A 26,127-nucleotide genomic window follows, 5' to 3' on the forward strand; every position below is an offset into this window, starting at 1 on the left:
CCGGCATGTCAACTCTTGCCATGGACACGATCTTTTCTGCCGATGGCATCGGCCAACAGTTCGCCGACGTCGCCACCGGCGGTCCCATTGTGTTGGGGCTGCTCGCCGCTGCACTGGCCGGTCTCGTCTCCTTCGCCAGCCCGTGCGTTATTCCGCTTGTGCCCGGTTATGTCTCCTATCTCACTGGTATTTCCGGAGCATCGGGGGCGCAGGGCAATGGCGTGACGACGGGAGTTGCGGACGCAACCGCCGTCGATAAGCATGACGGCGATGGACACCGTGGCCAGCGTTCCTCAACAGCCCGCGTCGGCCTGGCTGCGTTGCTGTTCGTGTTGGGCTTTACTGTCATTTTTGTGCTGGGTTCGGCCTCTATTTTCGGGCTCGTGTCCACGTTGCGTTTGCAGGCGCGCACGCTGACGATTGTTGGTGGCGTGGTGACCATCGTGATGGGACTTGCCTTCATGGGCATGGTGCCAGCGCTGCAGAAAGACACCCGCATGGCGCCGAAGCGCTGGACCACGTGGCTGGGAGCGCCACTGCTCGGCGCGGTGTTCGCGCTGGGGTGGACGCCGTGTCTGGGCCCGACGCTGACTGCAATTATTTCGGTGTCCGCAGGTACACAGGGCATGACTGCGGCCAGGGGAGTGGCGCTGATTATCGCTTACTGCCTGGGGCTGGGGCTGCCGTTCATTTTGGTGGCGCTGGGGTCGGCACGTGCGATGCGTGGAGTGGACTTCTTGCGTAAGCACTCGCGAACCATTCAGCTCATCGGTGGTGTGGCGCTGGTGCTGGTCGGAATTGCCCTGGTCACGGGACTGTGGGATGTTTTTGTTGCCTGGGTTCAGGCCGCTTTTATTACTGATACGGTAACGCCAATTTAGTGAAAGATTTTTTCAATGTCGGTGAATTGGAATAAGGTACGACAGCCCTTCCAGCAGGTCTGGAATTGGTTGACCAGCATGCGCACGGCGCTGATTCTGCTGTTCATCCTCGCTTTCGCAGCGGTTCCGGGTGCCCTGTTGCCGCAGCGCTCGCTGAATAAGGACAAGGTCGACCAGTATCTTGCCGCCAACGGCAAGACCGCCGAGATCATGGATAAGCTGCAGCTTTTCGATGTCTTCTCGTCCGTCTGGTTCGTCGCCATCGTGGCGTTACTGCTGATTTCCCTGGTCGGCTGCATTATTCCGCGCACCATCGACCACTACAAGGCCATGAAGACACCGCCGGCCAGGGCACCGAAACGGTTGGCGCGTCTTCCGCTTCACGACGAAGCCGTGGTCGATGCTTCCGCGGACGAAGTTTCTGAGCGGGTGCGTGAGCGCCTGAACAAGTGGGCGTTGACCGAGACTCCAGCAGATGAAGATCGCGCCGGGGCACGCTCCTTTTCCGCGGAGAAGGGCTACCTGCGTGAGCTCGGCAACTTGGTATTCCACCTGGGCATTGCGCTGCTGATTATCATCGTCGGCTTGGGGCGCATGATCTATTACGAGGGCCAGGTCATTCTGCTGACCAACACCGGCACCGAAATTTCTGATGACAACGTCAACAGCGCGGTGGGCGTTCCGTTCTGTAACACCGCTGCGGCGAACTATGACTCGCTGCGCTCGGGAAACACCTTCGACGGTACGACTTTGAACCCGTTCTGTATTCAGGTAGAGGACTTCGCGGCCGATTACCTGCCGAACGGCCAGGCCAAGATGTTTACCTCGCACATCCGATTCGCAGAAGAAGAGGATATGCGTAAGCCTGTCGATGAGTGGGAGAAGACCACGCTGCAGGTCAACCACCCTCTGCGCGTCGCCGGTGACCGCGTCTACCTGCAGGGGCACGGCTTTGCGCCTGCGTTCAAGGTGACCTGGCCGAATGGCGAGTCGCGTACGTCGATTGTCCAGTTCCGTCCGGATGATCCGACCTTCTTCCTGTCCTCTGGTGCGCTGCGCTTCGACCCACCAGCAGGCATGTACCCGGACTTGTTCGAGCGCCGCCAGAACCAGATTGCAATCGAGGGACTGTTCGCTCCGACCGCGGAGTTTACTGGTGAAAAGGGTGCTCTGCTGCAGTCCTCTTACCCGGCGATGCAAGACCCGGCCGTGGCTGTCGACATCTACCGCGGCGACGCGGGCTTGGACACCGGTCGTTCGCAGGGGCTGTTTTCCCTCGACCGCGATCTGATGCACTCGGGTCAGCTGGCTAAGGAAGCCCGCGTCAACCTCAAGCAGGGCGAATCCACCGAGCTTGCCGACGGCACCAAGATTGAATTCCTCGGTGCGAAGGAATTCGTCAACTTGCAGGTTTCGCACGATCCCACGCAGTTCTGGGTGCTGGTGGCAACTGTGGCCGCACTGGCGGGCATGGTTCTTTCGTTGGGCATTAAGCGCCGACGTGTTTGGGTGCGCATGTTCCCGCTGGAAGATGGCCGCACTCGCGTTGAGTTCGGTGGCCTTGCCCGCACCGACAAGGCAGGTTGGGGCGAGGAGTTCCAGTACATCGTAGATGACATCCTGGAACGTGACAGTGATGACGAGGATGCTGCTGACAACAATGCTGCGACCGACGAGAGCGCGGACGACAAGGACAAAAGCTAACTGACCACTAAGTCTGGTCCATCATTACTGCAGGGTGAATGCGCGGGGGCGAGAATTGCGCCTCCGCGCATTTTTGCGTCCCCCGTGTCCCCGGTCCCCTTTTGCTTAGTCCTGCTTTAGTACTAGGGTTTGAAGAAGTATTCCGCTAATTCCACACTTTGGAGCCAAGTACATGCTCGTCAATAAGACACTGGCGCAGTTTTCGGACTGGTCGTACTTCACGGCCTTCGCCTTTTATCTTGTGGCCTTTGTTATTTCCATTGCCTACTACAGTCGTCGTATCGCGGCCGCTGAAGCGAAAAGCCAGGTTGCGGAACGCGAGCTGGTAGCCGCCGGTGCGGGTGAGGGAGCTACCACCGCTAGTGTTGCTGACTCGGGGGAGTCGGCGACGAAGTCGTCGGCAAGCGAGCCTAAGAACCAGGTGCTGACGAACCGACTCGGCGTTGTGACGGAAATGCTGATTTACGTCGGGGTGGCCGTGCACTTTGCATCGGTGCTGCTGCGTGGCCTGGCCGTGCAGCGTTTCCCGTGGGGCAACCTCTACGAGTACGTATCAGTTTCAATCCTCTTTGCTATGGCAATTGCAGCTGGCGTACTGCATCGTGAAACCATGCGTGTGTTCTGGCCGTGGCTGTTGGCTCCGATTCTGGCGCTGATGTTTTACGGTGGTAAGAACCTATATGTTGAGGCTGCTCCGGTGGTGCCGGCACTGCAGTCGATTTGGATTCCGGTTCACGTCTCGATTATTTCTATCGGGTGCAGTATCGCACTGATTTCCGGTGTTGCCTCGATTCTCTACATGCTGCGGATGTACAACCGCGAGGGCAAGGAAAAGGGCTTCCTGGGCAAACTGGTCGCGCCGCTGCCGGATGCTCAAAAGCTGGATGCGATTGCTTACCGCACCGCTATTTGGTCCTTCCCACTGTTCGGTCTGGGCATTGTGCTGGGCGCTATCTGGGCCGAGTCCGCATGGGGTCGTTACTGGGGCTGGGACCCGAAGGAGACCACGGCGCTGATTACCTGGATTATCTACGCCCTGTACCTGCACGCTCGCGCGACTTCGGGTTGGCGTAATACCAAGGCCGCGTGGATCAACATCTTCGGTTTTGCCACCATGGTGTTCAACCTCTTCTTCATCAACCAGGTGGTTTCGGGCCTGCACTCCTACGCTGGTCTGAACTAAGTCTTCACACTTGTACAAAGCCGGCATCGCCGGGTGAACTAGAATCGCTTCCATGCGCGTTCTCGTCACCGGTGGTGCCGGCTTTATTGGTTCCAACTTCGTTCTCCGCACTCTGGCTACACGGCCCGATGTGAATGTCACGGTGCTGGACGCTTTCACCTATGCCGCGAACCCTGCGAGCTTGGATGGCGCGGACTGTGAAATCATCCGCGGCGATGTTCGTGACGCGGAGCTGATCGATCGCCTCGTGCCCCGCTTCGACGTGGTCGTCCACTTCGCCGCAGAGAGCCATAACGACAATTCGCTGGTGGATGCCGATCCCTTCGTCACCACTAATGTCATGGGCACCGTGAATCTGGCCAAGGCTTGCGCCACCCACGACGTCCGCCTTCACCACATCCCCACCGACGAGGTCTTCGGCGATCTCGCTCTCGACGATCCAGCACGCTTTACGACGGCCACCGCGTACAAACCCTCCAGCCCCTACTCGGCCTCCAAGGCTTCAGCGGATCACTTTGTCCGGGCGTGGGTGCGCAGCTTCGGGTTGGTTGCGACGATTAGTAACTGCTCGAACAACTACGGGCCGAGGCAGCATCCGGAGAAGCTGATTCCCCGCCAGATCTGTGGTCTGTTGCGCGGTCGTAGCCCTCGCGTGTACGGCACTGGCGAGAATGTTCGGGACTGGATTCACGTCGATGACCACAACGACGCGGTCTGGGCAATCTTGGATTCTGGCGAGGTGGGGGAGACCTACCTGATTGGTGCCGATGGCGAGCGTTCCAACCTCGACGTGGTCGGAGACATCCTGGAGGGCTTCGGTCGTGAGCGGTCCGACTTTGTCCATGTCACTGACCGCCCGGGGCATGACCGTCGTTATGCGATTGACCCCGCATCCATCCGCAGCCTTGGCTGGCAGCCGCGCTACCAAGACTTTTCCGCGGGGCTCGCCGAGACCATCGACTGGTATCGCGCCAACGAGTCCTGGTGGGCGGCGGCCTACGATGCCGCTGAGGCTGGCTACGCGGAGCGCGAGCAGGAGTTGTAGTTCGCTGCTGGGGCATGCCTAGCGAACCCTCAACGCACACTCAGTGCACACTCAACGCGTGCCACAGCCTCAGCCCGGGCGCCCCGTCTACACTTGTTACCCATGAGCCCTAAGAGCACATTCCAGCCCACTTCTATCGACGGCGTTTTCACCTTCGAACCGGTCATCCACGGCGACAGCCGCGGTAGTTTCCACGAGTGGTATCGCCTCGACGCATTCGCCGAGGCCACGGGCTACCCGTTCTTCCCGGAGCAGGCCAACATGAGTGTCTCCGCCGCAGGCGTTGTCCGTGGCCTGCACTTCGCTGACGTCAGCACCGCGCCAGATGGCCACCCCGGCCAGGCGAAGCTGGTTACTTGTCCCGCGGGCCACATCCTCGACATTGCGGTTGACCTGCGTCGCGGCTCCGATACCTTCGGCAAGGTCGAGGTTTTCGAGCTCGACAGCAAGACCCGCCGAGTGGTCTATCTGCCCAACGGCATCGGACATGGCTTCGTCTCGCTTGCCGACGACTCTGTGCTCACTTACCTCACTTCCACCGGTTACAACCCGGAGGCAGAGCGTGCTGTTAGCATCCAGGACCCGACTCTCGGAATTGACCTGGCTGCGCTGCTGGCCAAGGGTGGTCTCACCGACGCGGACATGATTCTCTCCGAGCGCGATCAGAAGGCTCCGACTATCGAGCAGTTCGAGGCCGAGGGCAATAAGCTCCCCAGTGAGTTTGACTGCAAGGATCTTGAGAACATGGCTCGCGACGAGTGGGCAATCGCCAACGAAGCGGCCGGGCAGTAAGGCAGAAAGGCGCGAGCACTATGAAGGGCATCATCCTCGCAGGTGGTACGGGCTCTCGGCTGTTTCCCATCACACTTGGCGTAAGCAAGCAGCTGGTTCCCGTCTATGACAAGCCGATGATCTACTACCCGCTGAGCACGCTGATGCTAGCGGGAATCAGGGACATCCTCGTCATCACCACGCCACATGATGCCCCGCAGTTTGAACGCTTGCTTGGCGACGGCTCGCAGTGGGGCCTCACCCTCACCTTTGCCACCCAAGACGAGCCCCGTGGTCTCGCTGAAGCGTTCATCATCGGTGCGGACCACATCGGCGATGACTCCGTTGCCCTCATCCTCGGCGACAACATCTTTTACGGTGCTGGCTTGGGCACGCAGCTGCGCCGCTTCCATAACGTCGATGGCGGAGCGATCTTCGCCTACTGGGTCGCAGATCCCACAGCCTATGGAGTCGTGGACTTCGACCAAAGCGGCAAAGCCGTGGCGATCCAGGAGAAACCGAAGAAACCACGCAGCCATTTCGCGGTGCCTGGTTTGTACTTCTATGATGCCGAGGTTGTTGAGATAGCTCGCTCGCTGCAACCGTCGTCACGCGGCGAATTGGAAATCACGGATGTTAACCGCGCCTACTTGGAGCGCGGGAAACTGCAGGTAGAGGTGCTGCCGCGCGGCACGGCATGGCTGGACACGGGCACGGTGGACAATCTGATGGCCGCGGGTGATTTCGTGCGCACGATTGAGCAGCGGCAGGGGCTAAAGATTGGCTCGCCGGAAGAGGTGGCGTGGCGCATGGGATTCATTGACGATGCTGCGCTTAGCGCGCGTGCCGACGCCCTCAGCGCCAGTGGCTACGGGGAATATCTACAGCAGTTGTTGCTGCGTGGCAAGGACGTTTAGTCAGTTTCGCCGGGATTATCGGGGTTGTCGTCCTGCTCCCGTTCGCGCCGCTCCTGCAGCTCCTGCTCACGTTTACGGCGATCGAATTCGGCCTTCTTGAGCTTCCAGAGAAACTCCGGATCATCGTCGGGAGCGAGCGGACGGGGTTCCGGTTGCGGAGCGGAAATACGTCGCATGCCGTTGCCGCGACTGCCGGGGCCAAATGCCTTCCACAGCATGACTACGACAAGGATGATGAACAGCAGCAGAATGAGCCGACCCATGTAATAGCTAACCTCCTGGATTTACCGACTAGAATACGCAACGAGTCCCGTAGTGCCCACGAGGGGTATCGCACTGCATGCGGTACGGCGTACAGAGTTCGTTAGGGTACAAAGGAACGTTGGACACGAACAGCCATGGACGCTAGCAACGCCCGGGCACAGCACAGGCGTAACACGTAGAGGTGAGGGTTTAATGACCAATCCAGCAGAGCAGGACAAGTTGGCTTCTGAGGCTGAAGTGGAGGCGACTCAGGCTCCGGCTTCAGCAGCTCCGAAGCAGTCAGCTCCTAGCTCCAAGAATGCTGGTCGCGGCAATGCCATGAAGGGTCTGTTCTGGTACGGCCTTGCGCGCCTGCTGCTATTCCTGGTGCTGTTCTTCATTCTGCTCGTGATTATTTACCTCGTTAATGTGCAGATTCCGGCTGCAATTACGGCTGTGTTCGCACTGATTATTGCGATGCCGCTGTCGGTTTTTGTGTTCCCGAAGCTGCGCGTCCAGGCCAATGAGTCTGTTGCAGTGTGGTCGGAGAACCGCCGCGCGCACAAGGAATACATTGCGCAGCAGATTAAGGACCGCGAGGAAAACTAGCGCACCTTCTCCAGGGCCCGCTCGATAGCCCGGTTCACCGCTTCCGGAGCCTCGAGCGGCAACATGTGGCCGGCCCCGTCGACTTCAACCAGTTCGGCGTCCGGCCACTTTTCCATAATTAGGTCTGCTTGCTTGCGCGGAGTGACATCGTCCTTCGTGCCCACCAGTACCGCTCCCGGCAGACCCCCCAAGTGAGGTCCGGCCGCGAACTCGTCATGGTCCTGCAGGTCGTCGAGGTATCCCACGAAAGTTTCCAGCGGTGTTTCATTAATCATGGCCGCGTGGAACTCGATGATCTCGTAGTCCGTGCGCCGGGCGAACACCGCCACCGCCAACGACGGCGCCATCAGTGACGCGATTGCCTCGCGGAACTTGCGAATCTCCTTCGGCGAGGACTCAATTGCATTGCGCGCCGCATCCGCCACCGGGGACGCCAGAATCTGCGGCACACCCTGGGCGGCAAGCTTGTCGATAGACGTGGAAATCAGCACTACGCCTGCGATCCGACGGCGAATACTTTCCTCGGCAGCGCGCACCATGTGCAGTGCGATCAAACCGCCCAGTGAATGCCCAACCACGATGAGTTTTCCGGTCGCGGCGCGCTCCGCAATCACGGCCAGCGCATCGGCCGCAGCACCTTCGACCGTGCAGAGTGAAGCCGGAACCGCGCCGGTCTGGCCGTGGCCGCGTAGATCCATGGTGAGCAGGCGTGCTTCCGGGTGTGACTTCCGCAGCGCGTTGAACTGCCGGTACCAGGACTCGCCAGCCAGGGTGAAGCCGTGGATAAAGACGATGGTCACGGGGTCGTTGGCGGGAGCACTAGGGGGACTCTCAGGCTCAACCTCGTACCAGTGCACCGGAATATCGGTGGTGACAGCATCTGGTTTGTCGCTGGCCTTTCGCTCGTCATCCTTGGCTGCAATCTCGGCTGTGACCGGTGCGGTCTTGATATGTACTACACCGGTGGCCGTAAGATCCGTCAGGCCCGGTTCACGGGTCTGTGAATGCAGCGCGCCGTGCTCCAGCGCCAGTCGGCGGCGTCCCGATTTGGTCAAACGCAGAGCAGCGCTGCGGGCGAAAGCTGGAGCCTTGGCTGCTGTGTCGCCAACTCGGGTTGCGGCCTCCTGGACGTCGTCAAGCGCCTTGTGCGTCAGTGTGCGGAAGTCCATCGGTACCCCCTAGCTGAGCGCGAGTGCGAGTGCCGTAATGACGGACCAGGCAAGCATCATCTTGCCGGTAAGCCCCAGTACCGGGATGAGCTCCTTGCCCTTCTTATGCATGCGAATTGGCTCGGAGGCCTTCACCCACAGCGGCACGATGAGCAGACCCACCAGCGCCCATGGGCGCCAGAAAGCGATAAAGCTGCTGGCCAGCGCGGGCATGAGGGAGAGAATCTGCCAGACGATGCGGGTGCGGAAGTCGCCCAGGCGAACTGCCAAGGTGATCTTGCCGGTAGCGGCGTCGGTGGGGATGTCGCGCAAGTTGTTCGCCAGGTTCACGGCAGAAGACAACGAACCAATACCAATTGCGCAGGCCAGGCCGACCCAAGACAGCGAGCCCGTCTGGGTGAATTCCGTGCCGAGCACCGCGACGAGACCGAAAAAGACGAAGACCGAGACCTCGCCAAGTCCGCGATAACCGTAGGGATTTTTACCGCCGGTGTAGAACCACGCAGCCGCGATGCACAGTGCACCGACCAGAATGAGCCACCACGCGCTCATCAGGGACAGCGCCACACCGGCAAGACCGGCGACACCAAAGGAACCGAACGCCGCGTACTTCACAACCTTCGGCTCGACCAGACCAGAACCCGTCAGGCGCAGCGGGCCCGAGCGGTCATCGTCAGTGCCGCGGATGCCATCGGAGTAGTCGTTGGCGAAGTTCACGCCCACAATCAACGCCCACGCGACAACCAGCGCGAGCACCGCACGTCCCCAGATAATCGGCGCGTGCGTCGATGCCGCTCCGACACCGACGATGACCGGCGCAAACGCATTCGCCCAGGTATGGGGGCGCGCGCCTTCCAGCCAATCGCTTAACGACGCCGTTGCAGGACTCTTTGGTGCTTCAGACATGAATTAATAATAGGACGTGACACCAAATGCCTTGAACTAATGCGTGTCTGAATGAGCTAAAAGAGCGCCGCGACTTTCTTCCGGTCGACCTTGCCCGGACCAATCAGTGGCAGGACCTCCACGCGACGCAGGTCCTTGGGAATCATCCAGTGATTGATTCGCCCGGCGTCTTCAGCATCGCCGAGCCCGTCCATGACATCGCCGAGCTCAGCGATGCCTTCATACGCTGCGACGATAGCGTGGCCGAGCCTTGGGTGTGGCACACCGACCACGCAGGCTCCCGTAACTCCATCGATGGCGAGCAGTTCACGTTCGAGGACTTCGGGGTGCAGCTTCAACCCGCCGGAGTCGATGATGGTGTCCAGGCGTCCCGTAATGACTAGTCGGCCATCGTGGATCTCGCCCGCATCGGAGGTGGCGAACCAACCTGGTTTATGGAAAGCCTCGTGACTGGGCGCGTTGCGGTAACCGTGTGCAATCATCGGTCCGCCCAGCCAAACGCGACCATTTTCGATGGCGACCTGTGCACCTTCGATGGGCTGTCCGTCATAGACGCAGCCGCCGGCTGTCTCGGAGGAACCATAGGTGGTCACGACGTTGATGCCGAGTTCTTCGGCGCGCGCTGCCACCTGCGGGTTCAAGGCTGCGCCGCCGACAAGGACAGCATCAAACAGGCGCAGGGCTGCCGCGCCAAAGGGTTCTTCCATGGCCTTGGCCAGCTGCATCGGAGCCAGCGAGGTGTAGGCACGGTCGCTGGTGAGGGCCTCGGCGCCGTCGGCGAATGCGGCCACATCAAAACCGTCGGTCACATCCACACACACCGGATTCGTGCCCGCGAGCAGCGAACGAATGAGAACCTGCAGGCCAGCGATATGGTAGGCCGGCATCGCCAGCAGCCACTGCCCTTCACCGCCGAGCCACTGATGTGTAGCGGTAGCAGAGGAGACCAAGTTATCCACCGTCAGCTGTGCACCCTTCGGTGTGCCGGTGGAACCGGAGGTGCCGACAACAAGCGCGATGGATTCATCAATTGGCTCACCTGCGCGTTGCGAGTTCCGCAAGATTGAGGCGCGCGTGCCGTCGTGAAGCGGAACGGGAAGAAGAGAGACCTCACCGTCCAGCGCAGCGCGGAGGTCAGGCAGGATGGCGGTCGGGTTGTGGGGATTGATGGAAAGCAGGCTGAGCGTACGCACAACCCAAACCATAGTCGGTGTTATTCCGTAGTTTCTGGTGGCGAGGTCGGAACAATCGTGGCCTCGGGCGCGTTGCGCAGACCAAAGACAGTCATAGATAGAAAGGCGTCGAAGATGGGTTGGATTTTTGGTAGATCAGCGGAGCTGGTGCCGGAAGATGAGGCGCTAAAGGGCGGCTCGCACCCGGTGTTGGAAAATCCGAAGCCGCATGCGGTGCTCGGCACGCCGATCACCGGCCCATGGGAGGAAGGCCAGGAGGTCGTCTACATCGGGATTGGCTGTTACTGGGGTGCTGAGAAGCTGTTTTGGGAAACACCGGGCGTGCTCAGCACATCGGTCGGGTTCGCCGGGGGCATGACGCCGAATCCCACCTACCGCGAGTCCTGCACCGGACGCACCAACCACACCGAGATTGTGGAGGTCGTCTACGACCCGGAGCAGATTAGCTTCGACCAGCTGATCGCCAAGGCCTTCGAGGCCCACGATCCCACGCAGGGCTACCGCCAGGGTAATGATGTCGGCACGCAGTACCGTTCCGCGATCTACACGACGACGCCCGAGCAAGCGCGCCGGGCACAGGAGATCGCCGATGCCTACGCGCCGAAGCTTGCCGACGCTGGCCTGGGGGCCATCACCACGGAGATTAAGCCACTCGCGGAGACCCCGGCAGGGGAGTACTACCGGGCTGAGGATGAGCATCAGCAGTACTTGTTTAAGAATCCGAACGGCTACTGCCCAGTGCATTCGACCGGCGTGGCCTGCGGAATTTAAAGGCGAAACTTCGTAGAACGCTTAATTGCGATTAGTAAAACTCACTGAGAAAAGTAAGGTGGTTATATCAATCAGATAGTCGAATAGGAGTGAACCCTTGTGGTGAAGCAAGTACTGCGCGTTGCATTTGCTTTCGTCGGCATTGTCGTCGGCGCGGGCTTTGCGACGGGTCAGGAAATCATGCAATACTTCGTCGCCTTTGGCATCAATGGTGTCTGGGGTGCCGTTCTCTCAGCGGTAATCATGAGCCTGATGGCGATGATCATTTTGCAGCTGGGAAGCTACTTTCAGGCCAGCGAGCACGGCGAAGTTTTCCGACGCGTATCGCACCCCATCTTCTCGCGAGTACTGGACATTGGCGTGATTATCACGCTCTTCGCCACCGGGTTCGTCATGTTCGCCGGTGCCGGTGCCAACATGGAGCAGCAGTGGGGCATCCCCGTGTGGATCGGTGCCGTAATCATGGTGTTGGTGACCATTGCAGCCGGTTTCCTCGATGTTGACCGAGTGACCACAGTGATCGGTTCCATCACGCCGTTTATCGTCGGCTTTATCCTGCTGGCCAGTGTTTATACGCTGGCGTTCACCGATGCCACCCCGGCCGCGGAGCAGGCAGCTGCCGTTGCGGAAGTCCCGACCACTCTGCCGAACTGGGTTGTCGCCGCAGTGAACTATGTCGGTTTTAACCTGATGGTTGCGGTTTCCATGGCGATTGTTATTGGCGGTAGCCTGTTCAATCCCCGCGCCGCAGGAGCCGGTGGATTTACCGGTGGTTTGATTTACTCCGCGATGTTGCTGATTACCACCATCACGCTGTTCCACACTGTTGGTACCGTCGCCACCGATGCCGTGCCAATGCTCACTGTCATTAATCGTCTGCACCCGTGGCTGGGCCAGGCCATGGCCGTGGTGATTCTTGGCATGATCTTCAACACGGCACTTGGCATGTTCTATGCGCTGGGCCGTCGCGTCACCGCTAAGCACCCGGAAAAATTCAAGATTGTCTACGTCGGCCTGGTTCTGCTCGGTTTCGCCTTGAGCTTCATGGGCTTCCAAAACCTGATCGGTTGGGTCTACCCAATCTTGGGCTACATCGGGCTGCTGCTCATTACCGTCATGCTTGTTGCCTGGTTGCGCGGCCGCGAGCGCATCAGTGAAGAGACTTCCCGCCGCAAGCGCATCTTCCGCCTGGTCCGCCGTGGCCGGAACAAGGAGGCCCGCGAGGAGATTGAAGACTCCAACCTCAGTGTCGAAGAGGTCCGCGAGGCGATCGAGGAGTAGGTGGGCTGCTCGTAGCGCCGCCGTCAGTCTTGGGATCGGATCGCTTTCAATGATGTCGCCCGAGCCCAAGCCACGAACGCCGCCATCACAATGGCGGACACGAGAACCATCACTGGCCACCGATCGGGGTAATCACGGACTACCCAAGTCCATCCCCATTCCGAGGTCCACCACAACGGTGAGGCGCTGAGGACATCACCGCCAACCATCACCGCCCAACCGCCGAGCGCGACCGAGACAAAGATTGCGGCCGCCACACTTCGACGCGCAATTAAGCCGGTCACGGCCACAATCATCGCGGCCACAAGAGACGCGATTACCGCCTGGTACGGCCAGGGGTTAATGCCCGTCTGGCTATTGGTCTCGCCGCCTGCACCACTGATAACCACCGCAACCACCAGCACCGGCAGGAGAAACGCCATATCCAAGGCAAACAGTCGGAGCGTGATGCTGCGTCGCGCACGCCGATACATCAGTGCTGGCCAGGCATCGGCTTGCGAAGTCCATGTCATGATGGCCACCACGGTTGCGGCCGTCGGCACGCAGACGAAACTCAGCAGCCCCAGCGCATACTCCGGGTTCCACACCACACGCACGACCGCAAGTCCGGCAAGCATCAGCGCTGCGAGACTCCACCAGGTGCGCCAGGGAAGGGTCGCGCTCATGCCATGGCTTAACGACGAAGTGCTGCGTTCCCGGCCCGTCGGCAAGCTGAGAGATTTTCCGTGCGCAAGCAATGCGATGGCAAATAGACCTAGCCCGAGGAGTAAATGCAGCAACGCGGGCGGCAGGATGGCGATGTTCCAGATCTCGCTGTCGGCGGGAGCCGAGATGGAATTAGCCTGCACTCCGTGGATAGGTAACGTTGGGCGGATTGCCCAGGTCCACGGGAGAACTTTCCAGTTTGGGCTCATGGCGTCCAGTGTTCCTGCGATGGCCCAAGCGATGGAAGCGAGCGGAGCGAGGAAGAGAGCTGCGCGTGGCACAAGGCGCCATAGGGCAAGGCCGAATGTCCAGAAGACGAAGAATGACAACGTGCTAAAGAGCGTGAATTGCAATGCGGTGCTCACGCTCCGGGCAAGGAGTGCAGCCATCAATGCGTGACCGAGGGCCGCGGAGGCAATGACAGTGGCTGCGCGGGCAAGGAGCACTCGAGTGCCCGAGATATTGCGCCAGATTAGGCCGCCTTGGCGGAGTTTTTCTTCACGGTTTTGGCCGATGACGGACGTAATAGCAGCCAGCGGAGGAAGCAGGATAAGCGAGTAGATGTGGGCGCTCGCCATGGCGGTGGCGTCAACGCCTCTAGAAAAGACCATGCTGACCAGAGCGATTGCCACCATGATGATGGGAAGAAACATGGTGAGTGACCACTTTGCCCGCAGTAGCTCGGCGCGGAAGTAGCGGCGGGCAGGAACGGTGCGCGTGTTAAGAGTGCGCGTGTGCGGTTGAGTGCTCATCGGGCAACACCTACTGCGGTGAAGAAAGCTTGCTCGAGGGATTGACCAGCAGCCGCAAAGTCAGCCAGCGGGCCTTCGTAGACCAGTCGGCCACCGGCGAGGACACCAAGGTGGTCAACGCTCTTTTCGACTTCCCCGAGTTGATGGGAGGACACCACGACGGCCTTGCCACTAGCGGCAAGATTTCGCAACAAGGTGCGCAGGCCCACGATAGCTTCGGGGTCGAGGCCGTTGGTGGGCTCGTCGAGAAGCACAATGTCGGGGTCGGTGAGCAGCGCCATCGCCAGCGAGAGACGAACCTTCATGCCCGTTGAGAAAGCGCGGGCACGCTTGTTGCCCGAGTGCAGCCCCACCATGTCGAGGACTTCGGCGATACGGCTCTTGTCCGTGCCGGTCAGGTGCGCGTGAACCTTGAGGTTGTCGGTGGCTGAGAGCTGTGGGTAGAACGCCGGGCCATTGATGGAGGCGCCGATGCGGTCCAGGTCGACAACGGACCACGGGTGTCCCGCGATGCTGATTTCACCGGAGTAGGGAATTAGCCCAAGCACCGTGCTCATCAACGTGGATTTACCTGCGCCGTTGAGTCCCAATAGTCCGTAGACCTCGCCGGCACGGACGCTCATATCGAGGCCGTTTAGGGCAGGTTCGTTCTTGCCGTAGGAGACAGTGATGCCGCGCAGCTGAAGGAGGGAAGCGGCGGCATCTGCGGAAGGGCCTGAAGTGGGGGTTGGTGCGTTCATGCCTTAAGTAATAGGAGTGTTTGGCACGGTTCGCGCCCTCCCTGAGGATGAGGTGGCGGAAATATCCTCCCTAGGGAGGAGGCAATAGCGAGGGTGACGGCACCGCGAGGAGAAGCTACAGCAGCCCGTTTTTCGCAGCCCAAATGACAAGATCCACACGACTGCGTGAGCCCGTTTTGGTCAACAGGGCTTTCACATGGGTTTTCACTGTCGTTGTAGCGACAACCAACCTGCGAGCGATTTCGTCATTGGAAAGCCCTTGGCAGACGAGGTTCAAAATCTCCTGTTCGCGGGGTGTGAACTGGGGCGCTGCGTGGGTGGTATCTGAGCTAGAGCCACTGGCCGAGGACTCCCTCGCTGGCTGTTCAGAGTGAGATGCACGCGGTGAAACATGCCGCAACACCATCGGTGTCACCTTCGGATCGATGACTCCTTCACCACGGTGGATGCGCATAATGGCCGAAAGCAGCTCGCGGGGATTGGAGTCTTTGAGCAAAAAGCCTGCCGCCCCAGCTTCTAAAGCGTCGAGCACCAGGTTTTCTTCGCGGAAAGTGGTCAGCACCAGGACTTTCGGAGCGGATGCGCGAACCGCACCTCTGGACGGCACGCCTTGCACGATCTGCCGTGTGGCCTCGATACCGTCCATCACAGGCATACGAATGTCCATGACGACCACATCCGCACCGGAGGCACAACGCACAGCCTCGGCGCCGTCGCCCACGGCACCAATGACTTTCATCTGCGGGTGGGCATCAATAAGCTGCGCGAAAGACTGTCGAATCAGAGCCTGATCTTCAGCCACTAGTACTCGAATTACACCCATTGCTCGTCTTTCTCGACAGAATCGCCAGTCAGCCTTGCTTCGGTCGAACTGCTTACAGCCGAATACTGACGCGGAACATGCCGTCGCTTTCACCATAAGTCATCTCACCACCGAGCTGCGCCACGCGTTCATCCAGACCAATCAGGCCAGCACCAGCTCGCTTCCTGGGTTCCAAAGTTTCGCTCTCAGCCCGATTTGCGGTCACCAAATGAACCCGCGCCGGGCTGTCATCAGCGTCGGCAGGTGGATTGATTATCAGTGCCAGCTCACCAGCGCCCGATGAGTGCTTGGCCATATTCGCGGCCAACTCCGTCACTGCCCGCACCAGAGTCAGTCGCTTCGCGAGTGGCCAATCCGCCAGCGCCTCATAAGACTCCGGCAGAGTCACCGAAACATTGCGACCCGGCGGACAAACAGCCGCAACCAGACGTGGAATCTCATTCGGATCAGCGCTAATCTCGCCGCCTTCACGTAGTGCATCGACAAGCGCATGCACATCTCGCAACGATTGTTCTGCGGTCTCGGCAATACCTTCCAGCGTGGTCTTTTCAGCAGCGCTTTCCGCTCGTGAGTCATCCATCTCCGCCAGGTACAGCGCTGTTTGGGCCTGAACCCTAATAGAGGTGAGTCCGTGCCCCACGACGTCGTGAAGCTCCCTGGACAACTCCAGCTTGTTGAGCGCCACGACGTTCTCCAACTCCGCGGCATGTTCCTCGGCGTTGATGCGCAGCCACAGCGGCACTGCGTACGCGCTCGCCGTGATGAGCACCGCGGGCAGACCGAAGACCAACAGCCGTTCCGGAGTAAAACCGAAGGCTGGAACCGCTGGGTTGAGGAAACTGCCAATCAACCCTAAAAAGAGCCCAACTATGCCCCAGGTGCGATTCTGTTCCCACCTGGTCACAGCCCATAGTGATAGTGGGGCGGCAACAATAATAGGGTCTACCCCAAGGTTCACCGGGGATAGCCACACCAGCAAGGCGAGGCCCGCTAGGGCACTGTACGTAATCACAAACGATGCACGCACTGCTTTACGACGAAACGCTGCGGCGCCGGCAATCATCGCGGACAGAACCACATTGGTGACATAAGTGAAGCTCGGGCCATAAGTAAATAGCGGCGTCATGCTCAACCAGCAGCACAGCAGGAAAGCAGCCGCAATAGCGAGATCGGCAGCTGGGAACGAGCCGACAAAGAAACGCACCCGGCTGCGCCAGTCGAGTGGGGCAGGAGTCTGCGTGGTGGCAGCCTGTGCGTGCATGGAGGAAGCGGTGCGCTGCATGTGTCTAGGCTAGCGGTCGGTGGCTTGCGCGGTTTAGTGTGAGTTTTCCACTTGCCGAAAAGTGATATTGATGCGGCCCTCTTTAAGCCCGCACCCCTCAGGCAAAGTGTCCGGACGAGTCTTGGGCACACCATGAAATGCAAGCCGCTTGGGACCACCAAACACAATCACATCCCCGCTGGCGAGAGTCACGTCATCCCAGGGTTTGTTGCGGTTTTCAGTTCCGCCAATGCGGAACAGAGCCTCATCGCCGATAGAGAGCGACACAATTGGCGCAGGGGAGTTTTCGTTGAGATCCTGGTGCATCCCCATGGTGGCCCCAGGTGGGTAGTAGTTGACTAACGCCATGTCGGGCCGGAAAGTGGTGGGCCACTGGTTGAGGGATTCGTCGTAAAGCGCGGCAGCGCCGAGTGCTTCGGTGGCGAGCTGCAGCAAATTGTCAGGCACAGGTGGGACGCGAACGCCGCCTGCGTGCGTGACGTAGCGGTACGGATTCGTGGCCCACATGCGCCCCAGGTGCAGCATGAAGACCTGCATCTGACCACTTTTGAGCTGCGGGCGAGTCATGGCCAGGGGAGTGCCGGCAACGTCGCGGGCGATGTCGCGGAGTTGCGTGATGATGCCGGCCTGCCGCTCCAATGGAAGCCACCCCGGAAGATGAACAACTCCCGGCGTGATGCGGGCATCGTCGCGCGGGAGCTGATCAAAGAGCATAGGTCTAGTTTGCCTCTTAACCCGCGATGATTGCGTTAACCGGGCGGGACAGGAACTGCGGACCAATCTTGCCCAGGTAGCGCAGGATAAAGTCCGCTGCCGACACCGAGTAGAAGTGGCGCTGGCGCTCAATGAAGTTCTGCGGATGCGTTGCCTTCCACACGGCATCAGCGACCTGATCCGGCGTGATGCGCACGCCAAGACGACGGGTCGAACCAGCGGAAACGTCCGCCAGCTTGGTCTTCGCCCACAGCGGCATGATGGCGACGACGCGGATCTTGTCCTCGCGCCATTCCAAATCCAGAGCCTGCGTCAGACCAGAGACGTAGAACTTCGACGCAGAGTACGGCGCGATGTGCGGCTGACCGTAGATACCCGAAGCCGAACCCATGTTGACCAGGTGAGACCCCTTGGTGCGCTTCAGGTACGGGTGCGCCGCCTTCGCGCCCAGTGTCAGGCCGGTGCAGTTGATGTCCACCTGCGCGCGGATAATCTCCGGTGACTGGTCAGTGATATCGCCATCGCCGATGATGCCCGCGTTATTGTCCAGCACCGTCAGCTTGCCGCCGGTGTGGGAGGTGAAGTCCGCAAGCGCGTCCTCCCACTGCTTAAAGTCCGTCACGTCCAGCTTGCCGACGATTACCTCCGGGCGCTCAGCCTTGAGCTTCGCCAGGGCATCCTCATTGATGTCGTAGACGCCGACGGTCCAGCCTGCAGCCAGGAGCTTCTCGGCCACCGCGCGGCCAATGCCCTGCGCGCCGCCGGAGATGAAAATGGACGGGGAATCAGAAGTGGCCATGGTGTCTCAATCCTGCCTTTTCTTGCTGTTTTTATAAGTGGATAAATGTTATTTGCCAGCTTAGGTGAGTATTTGTTGTTTAACCGCGGATTAGAGGAAACGCGCCCTGATTACAAACGCGCCCTCTACACTGGCCACCATGAAACCCCTGAACATCCCACCAGGTCCCGGCATCCCAAAGGGCCTCGTCATCCCCGCAGCGGAGCTCACCGAACGCTTCGCACGCTCCGGAGGGCCGGGCGGTCAGGGCGTTAACACCACCGACTCCAAGGTGCAGCTATCGGTGGATATCGCCGAGCTCAGCGTGCTTTCCGACGTCCACCGCCGCCGCGCTCTCCAGAACCTCAGCCACCGACTCGACGGCACGACACTCACCGTGTCCGTCACCACCCAGCGCTCCCAAGTGCGCAACCGCGCGGAAGCCCGGCGTCGCTTGGCGGATCTCATTCGGGAAGCCGTGCAGCCACCGCCTCCGAGGCGCCGGCGGACTCGACCAAGTCGGGCCTCGATTGCCCGTCGTAAAGCGCAGAAGCAACGCCGCTCTGAGCTCAAAGCCAGCAGGCGCCGACCCAGCGCCTACTAGGGGAATATGGGATTTTCGCGCATCCGTTGCAATATAGAGGAATGAGCGAAAATCAGGCCCCTACCGAAAAGGCAGCTGAAGCCGTCGCGGAGTTCAACCGCGTGCCCTCGATCCTGTCCATCCAGTCGCATGTGAGCTACGGCCATGTGGGTAACTCCGCTGCCGTTTTCCCGCTGCAGCGCGCAGGTTTTGAAGTGTGGCCGGTCCACACCGTCGATTTCTCCAACCACACCGGCTACGGCCAGTGGCGCGGCCCGATGATTCCGGCCACGGATGTGCGTGAGGTCATCAAGGGTATCGATGAGCTGGGCAAGCTTGACGACGTCGACGCGATTATCTCCGGCTACCAGGGCGGTAGCGATATTGCGGATGTCATCATCGAGGCCGTGGCGCTGGCCAAGGAGCGCAACCCGAAGGCCATTTACTCGTGTGACCCGGTGATGGGAAATGCCAAGAGTGGCTGCCACGTCTCGGATGACATTCCGCCGCTGCTGCGCGACAAGGTTGTGCCGGTGGCAGACGTGATTACGCCGAACCAGTTTGAGCTGGGATACCTGACGGGCCGCGAGGTCAGCGACCTGGAGTCCACCATTGCGGCAGCCCATGCTGCTCGTGAGATGGGCCCGGAGGCCGTGCTGGTCACCAGCGTGCTGCGTCCGGAGCGCAAGGAGGGCGAGATTGAGATGCTCGCCGTCAACGGCTCGGGCGCATGGCTGGTGGCGACACCATACTTGCCGCTGAAGCGCAACGGCTCCGGCGATGTCGCGGCTGCGCTGTTCGCGGGCAACCTGCTGCGCGGTCGCGGTATTGACGGTGACCTCTCGGTCGCGCTGGGCAACACCGCGGCCAGCATCTTTGAGCTGCTCAAGGTGACGCACGAGTCCGGCTCTGACGAGCTGGAGCTCGTTCGTGCGCAGGAGGCCTACGTCCACCCGGAGCAGCGGTTTGAGGTAACGAAGGTGGCGTAGCGCTTTATAAGCGAATATGGGGGGAGTCGATGGCGGCAGCACTTATGTGTTGCCGCCATCGTCGTACCAGGTCTTCGGGATTTTTCTGCCTTTTACCTGGGTTCTAAACATTTGCGCAACAAGAAGAAAAGATTTTGAACCATTGAAATAAAGTTTCCAATGAGTAGATAATGAAAACGGTTACTACTTAGTTGTGCCTATCCTTCAATAAAGGGGAGTAAATGTTTTCTACCCGCACGGGGCGAACCCTGGCTGTCTCGGTCTCTGCACTTGCGATTTGTGGCCTCGGGTTGACCGCCTGTTCGAACCCCGATGATAAGTCCGCCTCCGGTGCCGCCGGGGACTCCGGCGCCAGCGCCGAGCAGACCCTGGTCCTGCTGGATAACAACGAAACCGGCGGATACAACCCGGTTGCTGGTTACAGCAGGTCCGGCGATTCCCCGGTCTACGAGGGCCTTTTCCGGCTCAAGCCGGTGTCGGGTGACACCTCCACGAAGCCCGTCGACTTTGAGCCTCTGCTAGCCTCCGGCCCCGCCGAGCCGAGCAATGGCAACAAAACGTGGACCGTTCCAATCAAGGACGGAATCACCTTCTCCGACGGGACCACCTTCGGGCCGGAGGACGTCGTGGCGACCTACAAGGCCATCCTCGACGAGCGCTCGGCCTCCTCTGAGGCTCCGAACTGGGAAATGCTCGATGAGGTGCACGCCGACGGAGACAAGGTCGTCTTCGAGCTGAATATCCCGTACGCGGAATTCGATCACCAGCTCCTCAACGGCATCGCCCCGTCGGAGGCCTTCAACTTCGATGATTTGAAGCCCGCCGAGGACTCAGATCTCAATACCAAGCCCGTGGGAACTGGCCCGTTCAAGCTCGAATCTTTGCGTGCCGACGAGGCCATCTTCACGGCCCGCGAGGATTATCACGGCGGGGCCCCTGAGCTGAAGAAAGTCATTTACCGAGTCAATCAGGACGAAAACTCCCGTGCTCAGCAGCTGCGCGGCGGCGAGGGCGACGGAACCATTATGGAGCCGGCGTTGGCGCAGGAATTTGAAGGCCAGGAGGGATTCAAGGTCGAGTCGGCGCATTCGGCGGACTGGCGCGGAATCACCCTTCCAGCGGGCAACCCGGTCACCGGTGACCAGGCAATCCGCAATGCGGTCAACCTGGCTGTCAACCGTGAGGCCATGGCGAAAGACGTGATGAAGGGCCACGCGAAGCCGAACTCCACCTTCCTCGCGGACTTCTACGGCGACGCCTACGACCCGACCGCCGAGATCAAGCACGACACCGCGAAAGCCGAGAAGCTTCTCGACGACGCTGGGTGGAAGAAGGGCTCGGACGGAATCCGCGTGAAGGACGGCCAGCGCGCCGCATTCGATGTCATCTACTTCCCGAACCGCGATCACGCCCGCACTGACCTGACGTTGGCCGCAGCCTCCGACCTGAAGAAGGTCGGCATTGAGGTCAATCCGGTCGCCCGTGATTCCAAGTCTGTCACCCGCGAGGACTACGCCAAGACCCCGGTCATGCTGGGAGGAGGCGGTACCCCGTACTCCGTCGACGGCCAGATCTACTCAATCTTGCACTCCAAGTACGCTGAGCCGGGTGCCGGTGCCAAGTGGGATAACGGCTCCGACTACGTCAACCCGGAGATCGACAAGCTGCTCGACCAGGCGCGCGTCGAAGCGGACCAGGCCAAGCGAGACGAGCTCTACCGTAAGATTCAGAAGCTCTACGCCGAAAAGCCCGCCATGCTGCAGCTGGTCTACGTTGACCATGTCTATGTCGAGCGCGACCGTGGCTACACGCACCCGGATGCCATCCTTGAGCCCCATGCCCACGGCCTGAACTTCGGCCCGTGGTTCAACCTGGGGGCATGGCACAAGTAAATGACAGAAGCCGAGCCACACCCACGTCCTCACCCTCGCTCGCGCCCGCACTCACACCCGCGTCTACACCCCTCTGAGCATCAACCCCGTTTCAAGAGCCGGAAACGGCAGGTCGCAGGAATCGTCGTGAGGCGAGTGCTGGTAGCCGTTCCCATCGTTGTGGCGGTGACGGCAGCAGTGTTCGCGCTGGCGGCGGTGAGCCCCTTCGACCCTTTGGATGCGTATCTCAAAGGTCAGGCGGGCAACCTGACCGAAGCGCAGAGAGTCTCGATTTCTCACCAGTTGGGGCTGGATAGGCCCTGGTGGGAGTCGTGGTTGGTGTGGCTGCAGGGCCTGGCGGTGGGCGACCTTGGCATTTCGAGGTCCTACTCACAGCCGGTGACGCAGGTGCTCGCCGAGCGTCTGCCGTGGACGATGCTGCTCGGCGCCTGCGGACTTGCCGGAGCTATCGCGCTGTCATTCGTTCTGGCACTGTGGGCTGCGGTGCGGCGCGGGGGAGTGCTAGACCGGCTAGTCCTGTCGATCTCGACGGTGATTCAGGCGACCCCGCCCTTCGTCGTTGCACTCGGCGGCCTCGGCCTTTTTGCGTTGGCCTGGAAGCTATTTCCCACCGGAGGCCTGACCTACCCGGGCGAGCCCGTGACTTTCTCCTCTACGGTGGCGCACCTTACGCTGCCAGCTGTCGTTCTTGCGATTACGCAGGTGCCGTGGCTGGTGCTGTCGTTGCGTGAGTCCATCGTCGAGGTCATGGACTCCGGCGCGGTCACCGGAGCGCAGGTCCGCGGCATTCCGCGCCGAACGATTATTTTCTCCCATATCCTGCCGACCGCAGTGCCGCCTTTCCTCGCGCTCATCGGCGCGCGACTGTCTGAGCTGGTCGTCGGATCGACACTGGTGGAGGCGGTCTTCGCGTGGCCTGGGCTCGGAACCGCGCTGGTCAAATCGGCTCAGAGCTTGGACTTTCCGCTGCTGAGCATTCTCACTATCGCGACGACGGCTATCGTCCTGCTCGGAAATCTGCTTGCCGACGTCGCCTTCGTCGTCCTCGACCCACGGGTGGATGCAGATGCTTAAAACGACAAAGAGGCCGGTCGCCCCGGTCGTGGCCGTGGCGTGCCTGGTCCTCATCGCTGCCTACGCCTTTTTAACTCCGCTGTTTCACGACTCCGACCTGGTGCTCACCGACTTTGCCAATTCCGGTGTCGCCCCGGGGCCTGAGCACTTCTTCGGTACCGATTCGAAGGGGCACGACGTTTTCGTTCGAGTTGCTGCGGGAATGCGCATTTCCCTTTTCATTGCACTGGTCACGGCAGTGTGCTCGGCGATCGTCGGTATCGTCCTCGGCGTTACCGCAGGCATGCTCGGCGGGCGCGTCGACCGCGTCATTATGCGCAGCGCCGACGTCACCAACGCGCTGCCGCACCTGCTACTGGGGCTGCTCATCGTCAGCCTTTTCCGAGGCTCGGTCCCCGCAATCATCATCTCCCTGGTACTGACGCACTGGGTGACCATCACCCGAACGGTCCGTGCGTCCGTGCTGCATCTGCGGGGCGCCGAGTTCGTCGAGGCCGCGCTCCTGTCCGGAATGAGCCGCGCACGCGTGCTAGCTCGGCACGTTGTTCCGGCGGCACTGGGGCAGTCCTTGGTCGGCCTTATCTTGCTGATCCCGCACGCAATCTGGCACGAGTCGACGCTGTCTTTCCTTGGGGTGGGCCTGCCGCCGCACAAGCCGTCTCTCGGGACTCTGCTTGCCGACGCCGAGGGCGCCCTGCTTCTCGGCCATTGGTGGATTTTGGTGTTTCCCTCGTTTTTCCTCGTCGCCACAACGTTGTGTATTGCGGCCGTCGGCACGCATTTGAAGGAGCGGGTGACCGGACAGGAGGTGCTGGTGTGAGTGCTCGGGAGGGCGTCGGCAAGCGAGAGAAGCTGCTGGACATTGAGAGACTGACAGTGCGGATTCCCCTGCGCGGTGGTGACGTGGTGCATGCCGCGACGGGCGTGTCCCTGACTGTGGGTAGGGGAGAGGTCGTCGCGGTTGTGGGTGAGTCGGGCTGCGGAAAGTCGATTATTGCCTCGGCGGTGGTTGGCATGCTGCCGCCGCACGCGAGAGTAGAGGGGCAGGTGCGTTTCTATCCGCGCGAAGGGGCAGCTGACAGTGGTGCAGAAGCGGAGAGGAACGCCGAGCCCATCGAAATTCTGGCGCGGCGACGTACCGGCGCGGGCCTTGCTCGCACTGACGAGGAGCTGGCGGGGCGGCAAATCGCGCTAGTACCGCAGTCGGCGGCGACGTTTTTGACACCGGTGCGCACGGTCGGGGCACAGCTAAAAGAAACAATTTCCGTTCTGGGGCGCAACCACACGGTGGAGGAGATGCTGCGGCGAGTCAGCCTGGATGCGGAGGTCGCGGCGCTGTATCCCCACGAACTTTCCGGGGGTATGGCGCAGCGCGCAGCAGTGGCATTCGCCCTGGCTGGCGACCCTGCTCTGGTGATTGCTGACGAGCCGACGGCCTCCCTCGACCCCGACCTGACCATGGCCCTGCTGCGCATGCTTCGCCAAATCGCCGACAGTGGTGTGGGAGTCATGCTAATTACGCACGACATTTCCGAGCTGCGCGATAGCGGCATCGCCGACCGAGTTGCAGTGATGTACGCATCGCGCCTTGAGGAGACGGGACCGGCAAAACAGGTGATTGAGGCCCCAGCCAGCGAATACATGCGCGACCTGCTCGCAGCGCTGCCCGAAAACGGCATGCGGCCGATGCCCGGCGTGGTGCCGAGCTTGACGAACCTGGACGAGGACTATTGCTACGCGCGCAGGCTCGAGGAGGCGGGGAAATGAACGAGGAGGCTGTGGTGAGTAAGGCGTTGGTGAGTGAGCAGGCTTCGGTGAGCTGTGACGCGCAGGCGAGTGGCAAAGCGCTGGTCGCCGAGAACGTGTCGAAGTCATTCGGCGCCAAGGACGGCTCTGCGAGAGTCGTTTTATCGGACGTTTCCATCAGGGTTGATCCAGGGCAGATCGTCGGGCTTCGTGGGCCTTCGGGGGCTGGCAAGTCCACGCTCGGCCGTATCCTCGCAGGCCTGGAAGTGCCCGATTTAGGGCAGTGCTTCTGCGACGGGGTGCCGGTCGGCGCTGTGCGCAGCCGCGCCGGGCAGCGGGTTCGTGGCCAGATTGGGATGGTGTTTCAGTCTCCCCGAAGGTCCTGCGACCCGCGGATGACTTTGGGGCGCACCATTCGCTCAGCCGCACGACAGGGGCGGCAAGGGCGGCGGGATGGTCAGCGAACCGGGAAAAGTGTGGACATCGACGAGCTCATTCGAAACGTTGGGCTGACTCCGGACCTTCTCGATCGCTTCCCTAGCCAGGTCTCAGACGGGCAGCTCCAGCGTGCCGCAGTCGCTCGCACCCTGGCCGCCGGTCCACGCTACCTCATCTGCGACGAGATGACCGCCATGCTCGACGCCGCCAACTCCGCGGCAATCGTCGAGGTCATCCGGGATTTCGCCGTATCTGGCGGCGGTGTTCTCATGATTAGCCATGAACACAGGCTTCTCGCCGCCGTGTGCGACGGCGTCGTCGCCTTAGAGTAGCGATATTGCTTAGCGCCCAGCTTGGAGTCATTGAACCTTCACTGCCTGTGATCGCCGATAGAATTTAGGAATTAGGGTAGCCATACCTATGGCAGGTAGTGTAGGCTCTCCTTTTGTTGGTTGAATGGTTGGCTATCAATCGTTACTTGCTTGAAGGACTTCTATTGATTGATTCAAAAACTCCAAAGCTTCGACTTTTGACCCGATCGGACTTGGAAGATATCGAACTCGAACCTTCGCTGGTTATCCGTGCAGTAGAAGATGGATACTTGGCATTCGCGGAAGGTTCCTCGCAGTGCCCGACAAAAATGATGATTGACTTACCGGTTGAGAGCCGGGACTCGATTGCTTTTTCGATGCTCGGTTTTGATGCCAACCGTGATCTCGTTGGATACAAGACCTCTTATCGCCACGGAAGCGACAACCCAGATAAGTACTACACCACCATTAGTCTCTACGACGATGAAAGCGGCATGCCATACGCGCTAATGGACTGCCAAAAAGTTGGAGCCTCGCGAACTCCCGCTACGACCTCATCGACCATGGAGTCAAAGTTAGCGATGTCAAGGCATTCGCCGTGGCCCGAGTGTTGGCTAGGGAACATGG

The 26,127-nt window shown here is 60.5% G+C and carries 27 protein-coding genes; 16 read left to right on the forward strand and 11 right to left on the reverse strand.

Translation table 11 applies throughout. The features are described from left to right. The first annotated feature begins 5 nt into the window (after nucleotides 1–5). From HMPREF3135_RS03335 to rfbA, 6 genes are all read left to right on the forward strand, one after another. On the forward strand, nucleotides 6–881 hold the full coding sequence (locus tag HMPREF3135_RS03335) for a cytochrome c biogenesis CcdA family protein (RefSeq protein WP_141739572.1): 876 nt from the start codon (nucleotides 6–8) through the stop codon (nucleotides 879–881). A 15-nt stretch (nucleotides 882–896) separates the two neighbouring features. Next, the gene (locus HMPREF3135_RS03340) at nucleotides 897–2,585 is read left to right on the forward strand and encodes a cytochrome c biogenesis protein ResB (RefSeq protein WP_070438040.1); all 1,689 of its coding nucleotides are present in this window, start codon (nucleotides 897–899) and stop codon (nucleotides 2,583–2,585) included. A gap of 172 nt (nucleotides 2,586–2,757) precedes the next feature. Beyond that, nucleotides 2,758–3,768, forward strand: coding sequence for a c-type cytochrome biogenesis protein CcsB (ccsB, locus tag HMPREF3135_RS03345; RefSeq protein WP_016421998.1), 1,011 nt, complete (start codon nucleotides 2,758–2,760; stop codon nucleotides 3,766–3,768). A gap of 52 nt (nucleotides 3,769–3,820) precedes the next feature. Beyond that, nucleotides 3,821–4,813, forward strand: a complete 993-nt coding sequence (gene rfbB / locus HMPREF3135_RS03350) for a dTDP-glucose 4,6-dehydratase (protein WP_070438043.1) — start codon at nucleotides 3,821–3,823, stop codon at nucleotides 4,811–4,813. Nucleotides 4,814–4,915: 102 nt separating this feature from the next. Continuing rightward, the gene (locus HMPREF3135_RS03355; RefSeq protein WP_016422000.1) at nucleotides 4,916–5,605 is read left to right on the forward strand and encodes a dTDP-4-dehydrorhamnose 3,5-epimerase family protein; all 690 of its coding nucleotides are present in this window, start codon (nucleotides 4,916–4,918) and stop codon (nucleotides 5,603–5,605) included. Nucleotides 5,606–5,625: 20 nt separating this feature from the next. Continuing rightward, nucleotides 5,626–6,501 (forward strand): glucose-1-phosphate thymidylyltransferase RfbA, encoded by an 876-nt coding sequence (gene rfbA / locus HMPREF3135_RS03360; RefSeq protein WP_016422001.1) that lies wholly within the window; start codon nucleotides 5,626–5,628, stop codon nucleotides 6,499–6,501. Here rfbA and HMPREF3135_RS03365 read toward each other — a convergent pair. After that, on the reverse strand, nucleotides 6,498–6,764 hold the full coding sequence (locus HMPREF3135_RS03365) for a hypothetical protein (RefSeq protein ID WP_016422002.1): 267 nt from the start codon (nucleotides 6,762–6,764) through the stop codon (nucleotides 6,498–6,500). The two genes, rfbA and HMPREF3135_RS03365, sit on opposite strands and share 4 nt — an antisense overlap. A gap of 193 nt (nucleotides 6,765–6,957) precedes the next feature. Here HMPREF3135_RS03365 and HMPREF3135_RS03370 point away from each other — a divergent pair, with 193 nt between their 5' ends. Then, the gene (locus HMPREF3135_RS03370; RefSeq protein WP_070438046.1) at nucleotides 6,958–7,353 is read left to right on the forward strand and encodes a DUF4229 domain-containing protein; all 396 of its coding nucleotides are present in this window, start codon (nucleotides 6,958–6,960) and stop codon (nucleotides 7,351–7,353) included. Here HMPREF3135_RS03370 and HMPREF3135_RS03375 read toward each other — a convergent pair. Genes HMPREF3135_RS03375 through menE form a run of 3 tightly spaced genes read right to left on the reverse strand, consistent with a single transcriptional unit; the run spans nucleotide 7,350 to nucleotide 10,633 of the window. Beyond that, nucleotides 7,350–8,522 carry an alpha/beta fold hydrolase gene (locus tag HMPREF3135_RS03375; protein ID WP_083280603.1) on the reverse strand — a complete coding sequence of 391 codons (1,173 nt, stop codon included), beginning with the start codon at nucleotides 8,520–8,522 and terminating at the stop codon, nucleotides 7,350–7,352. The genes HMPREF3135_RS03370 and HMPREF3135_RS03375 overlap by 4 nt on opposite strands. A 9-nt stretch (nucleotides 8,523–8,531) precedes the next feature. Continuing rightward, nucleotides 8,532–9,428, reverse strand: coding sequence for a 1,4-dihydroxy-2-naphthoate polyprenyltransferase (locus HMPREF3135_RS03380; protein WP_070438049.1), 897 nt, complete (start codon nucleotides 9,426–9,428; stop codon nucleotides 8,532–8,534). A gap of 56 nt (nucleotides 9,429–9,484) precedes the next feature. Continuing rightward, nucleotides 9,485–10,633 carry an o-succinylbenzoate--CoA ligase gene (menE, locus tag HMPREF3135_RS03385; RefSeq protein WP_048732378.1) on the reverse strand — a complete coding sequence of 383 codons (1,149 nt, stop codon included), beginning with the start codon at nucleotides 10,631–10,633 and terminating at the stop codon, nucleotides 9,485–9,487. A gap of 102 nt (nucleotides 10,634–10,735) precedes the next feature. Between menE and msrA the strand changes: the two genes are divergently transcribed. After that, the gene (gene msrA / locus HMPREF3135_RS03390; RefSeq protein WP_048732380.1) at nucleotides 10,736–11,392 is read left to right on the forward strand and encodes a peptide-methionine (S)-S-oxide reductase MsrA; all 657 of its coding nucleotides are present in this window, start codon (nucleotides 10,736–10,738) and stop codon (nucleotides 11,390–11,392) included. A 99-nt stretch (nucleotides 11,393–11,491) separates the two neighbouring features. Next, nucleotides 11,492–12,673, forward strand: a complete 1,182-nt coding sequence (locus HMPREF3135_RS03395; protein ID WP_070438052.1) for a YkvI family membrane protein — start codon at nucleotides 11,492–11,494, stop codon at nucleotides 12,671–12,673. 23 nt (nucleotides 12,674–12,696) lie between these two features. Here HMPREF3135_RS03395 and HMPREF3135_RS03400 read toward each other — a convergent pair whose 3' ends face one another. From HMPREF3135_RS03400 to HMPREF3135_RS03425, 6 genes are all read right to left on the reverse strand, one after another. Beyond that, a complete protein-coding gene (locus HMPREF3135_RS03400; RefSeq protein ID WP_048732383.1) occupies nucleotides 12,697–14,130 on the reverse strand; it encodes an ABC-2 family transporter permease in 1,434 nt (477 codons plus the stop codon). Continuing rightward, nucleotides 14,127–14,870 carry an ABC transporter ATP-binding protein gene (locus tag HMPREF3135_RS03405; protein ID WP_070438055.1) on the reverse strand — a complete coding sequence of 248 codons (744 nt, stop codon included), beginning with the start codon at nucleotides 14,868–14,870 and terminating at the stop codon, nucleotides 14,127–14,129. The genes HMPREF3135_RS03400 and HMPREF3135_RS03405 overlap by 4 nt, the downstream gene beginning before the upstream one ends. A gap of 115 nt (nucleotides 14,871–14,985) precedes the next feature. Continuing rightward, on the reverse strand, nucleotides 14,986–15,693 hold the full coding sequence (locus HMPREF3135_RS03410) for a response regulator (protein ID WP_016422011.1): 708 nt from the start codon (nucleotides 15,691–15,693) through the stop codon (nucleotides 14,986–14,988). Nucleotides 15,694–15,745: 52 nt separating this feature from the next. Further along, nucleotides 15,746–16,975: a sensor histidine kinase gene (locus HMPREF3135_RS03415; RefSeq protein WP_070438058.1), complete on the reverse strand. Its 1,230-nt coding sequence runs from the start codon at nucleotides 16,973–16,975 to the stop codon at nucleotides 15,746–15,748. A gap of 33 nt (nucleotides 16,976–17,008) precedes the next feature. Continuing rightward, on the reverse strand, nucleotides 17,009–17,689 hold the full coding sequence (locus HMPREF3135_RS03420; RefSeq protein WP_070438061.1) for an alpha-ketoglutarate-dependent dioxygenase AlkB family protein: 681 nt from the start codon (nucleotides 17,687–17,689) through the stop codon (nucleotides 17,009–17,011). 16 nt (nucleotides 17,690–17,705) lie between these two features. Next, nucleotides 17,706–18,488 carry an SDR family oxidoreductase gene (locus HMPREF3135_RS03425; RefSeq protein ID WP_070438063.1) on the reverse strand — a complete coding sequence of 261 codons (783 nt, stop codon included), beginning with the start codon at nucleotides 18,486–18,488 and terminating at the stop codon, nucleotides 17,706–17,708. Between the two features lie 139 nt (nucleotides 18,489–18,627). Between HMPREF3135_RS03425 and arfB the strand changes: the two genes are divergently transcribed. From arfB to HMPREF3135_RS03460, 7 genes are all read left to right on the forward strand, one after another. Beyond that, nucleotides 18,628–19,071, forward strand: a complete 444-nt coding sequence (arfB, locus tag HMPREF3135_RS03430) for an alternative ribosome rescue aminoacyl-tRNA hydrolase ArfB (RefSeq protein ID WP_070438066.1) — start codon at nucleotides 18,628–18,630, stop codon at nucleotides 19,069–19,071. Nucleotides 19,072–19,112: 41 nt separating this feature from the next. Next, nucleotides 19,113–20,039, forward strand: coding sequence for a pyridoxal kinase PdxY (pdxY, locus tag HMPREF3135_RS03435; protein WP_246818303.1), 927 nt, complete (start codon nucleotides 19,113–19,115; stop codon nucleotides 20,037–20,039). Between the two features lie 221 nt (nucleotides 20,040–20,260). Further along, a complete protein-coding gene (locus tag HMPREF3135_RS03440; RefSeq protein WP_016422017.1) occupies nucleotides 20,261–21,931 on the forward strand; it encodes an ABC transporter substrate-binding protein in 1,671 nt (556 codons plus the stop codon). 126 nt (nucleotides 21,932–22,057) lie between these two features. Continuing rightward, the gene (locus HMPREF3135_RS03445) at nucleotides 22,058–23,005 is read left to right on the forward strand and encodes an ABC transporter permease (protein ID WP_016422018.1); all 948 of its coding nucleotides are present in this window, start codon (nucleotides 22,058–22,060) and stop codon (nucleotides 23,003–23,005) included. Next, nucleotides 22,998–23,825, forward strand: a complete 828-nt coding sequence (locus tag HMPREF3135_RS03450; RefSeq protein ID WP_016422019.1) for an ABC transporter permease — start codon at nucleotides 22,998–23,000, stop codon at nucleotides 23,823–23,825. Before HMPREF3135_RS03445 ends, HMPREF3135_RS03450 begins: the two co-directional genes overlap by 8 nt. Then, the gene (locus HMPREF3135_RS03455; RefSeq protein ID WP_016422020.1) at nucleotides 23,822–24,772 is read left to right on the forward strand and encodes an ATP-binding cassette domain-containing protein; all 951 of its coding nucleotides are present in this window, start codon (nucleotides 23,822–23,824) and stop codon (nucleotides 24,770–24,772) included. The genes HMPREF3135_RS03450 and HMPREF3135_RS03455 overlap by 4 nt, the downstream gene beginning before the upstream one ends. Further along, nucleotides 24,769–25,521, forward strand: a complete 753-nt coding sequence (locus HMPREF3135_RS03460; RefSeq protein ID WP_016422021.1) for an ABC transporter ATP-binding protein — start codon at nucleotides 24,769–24,771, stop codon at nucleotides 25,519–25,521. The genes HMPREF3135_RS03455 and HMPREF3135_RS03460 overlap by 4 nt, the downstream gene beginning before the upstream one ends. A 454-nt stretch (nucleotides 25,522–25,975) precedes the next feature. On the opposite strand, the gene HMPREF3135_RS11555 is transcribed toward HMPREF3135_RS03460, so the two are convergent. Then, complete coding sequence (locus tag HMPREF3135_RS11555; protein WP_246817631.1) at nucleotides 25,976–26,125, reverse strand: hypothetical protein; 150 nt, start codon at nucleotides 26,123–26,125, stop codon at nucleotides 25,976–25,978. Nucleotides 26,126–26,127: the final 2 nt, after the last annotated feature.

The organism is Corynebacterium sp. HMSC14H10, from assembly GCF_001807105.1.
Lineage (GTDB): Bacteria > Actinomycetota > Actinomycetes > Mycobacteriales > Mycobacteriaceae > Corynebacterium > Corynebacterium jeikeium_D.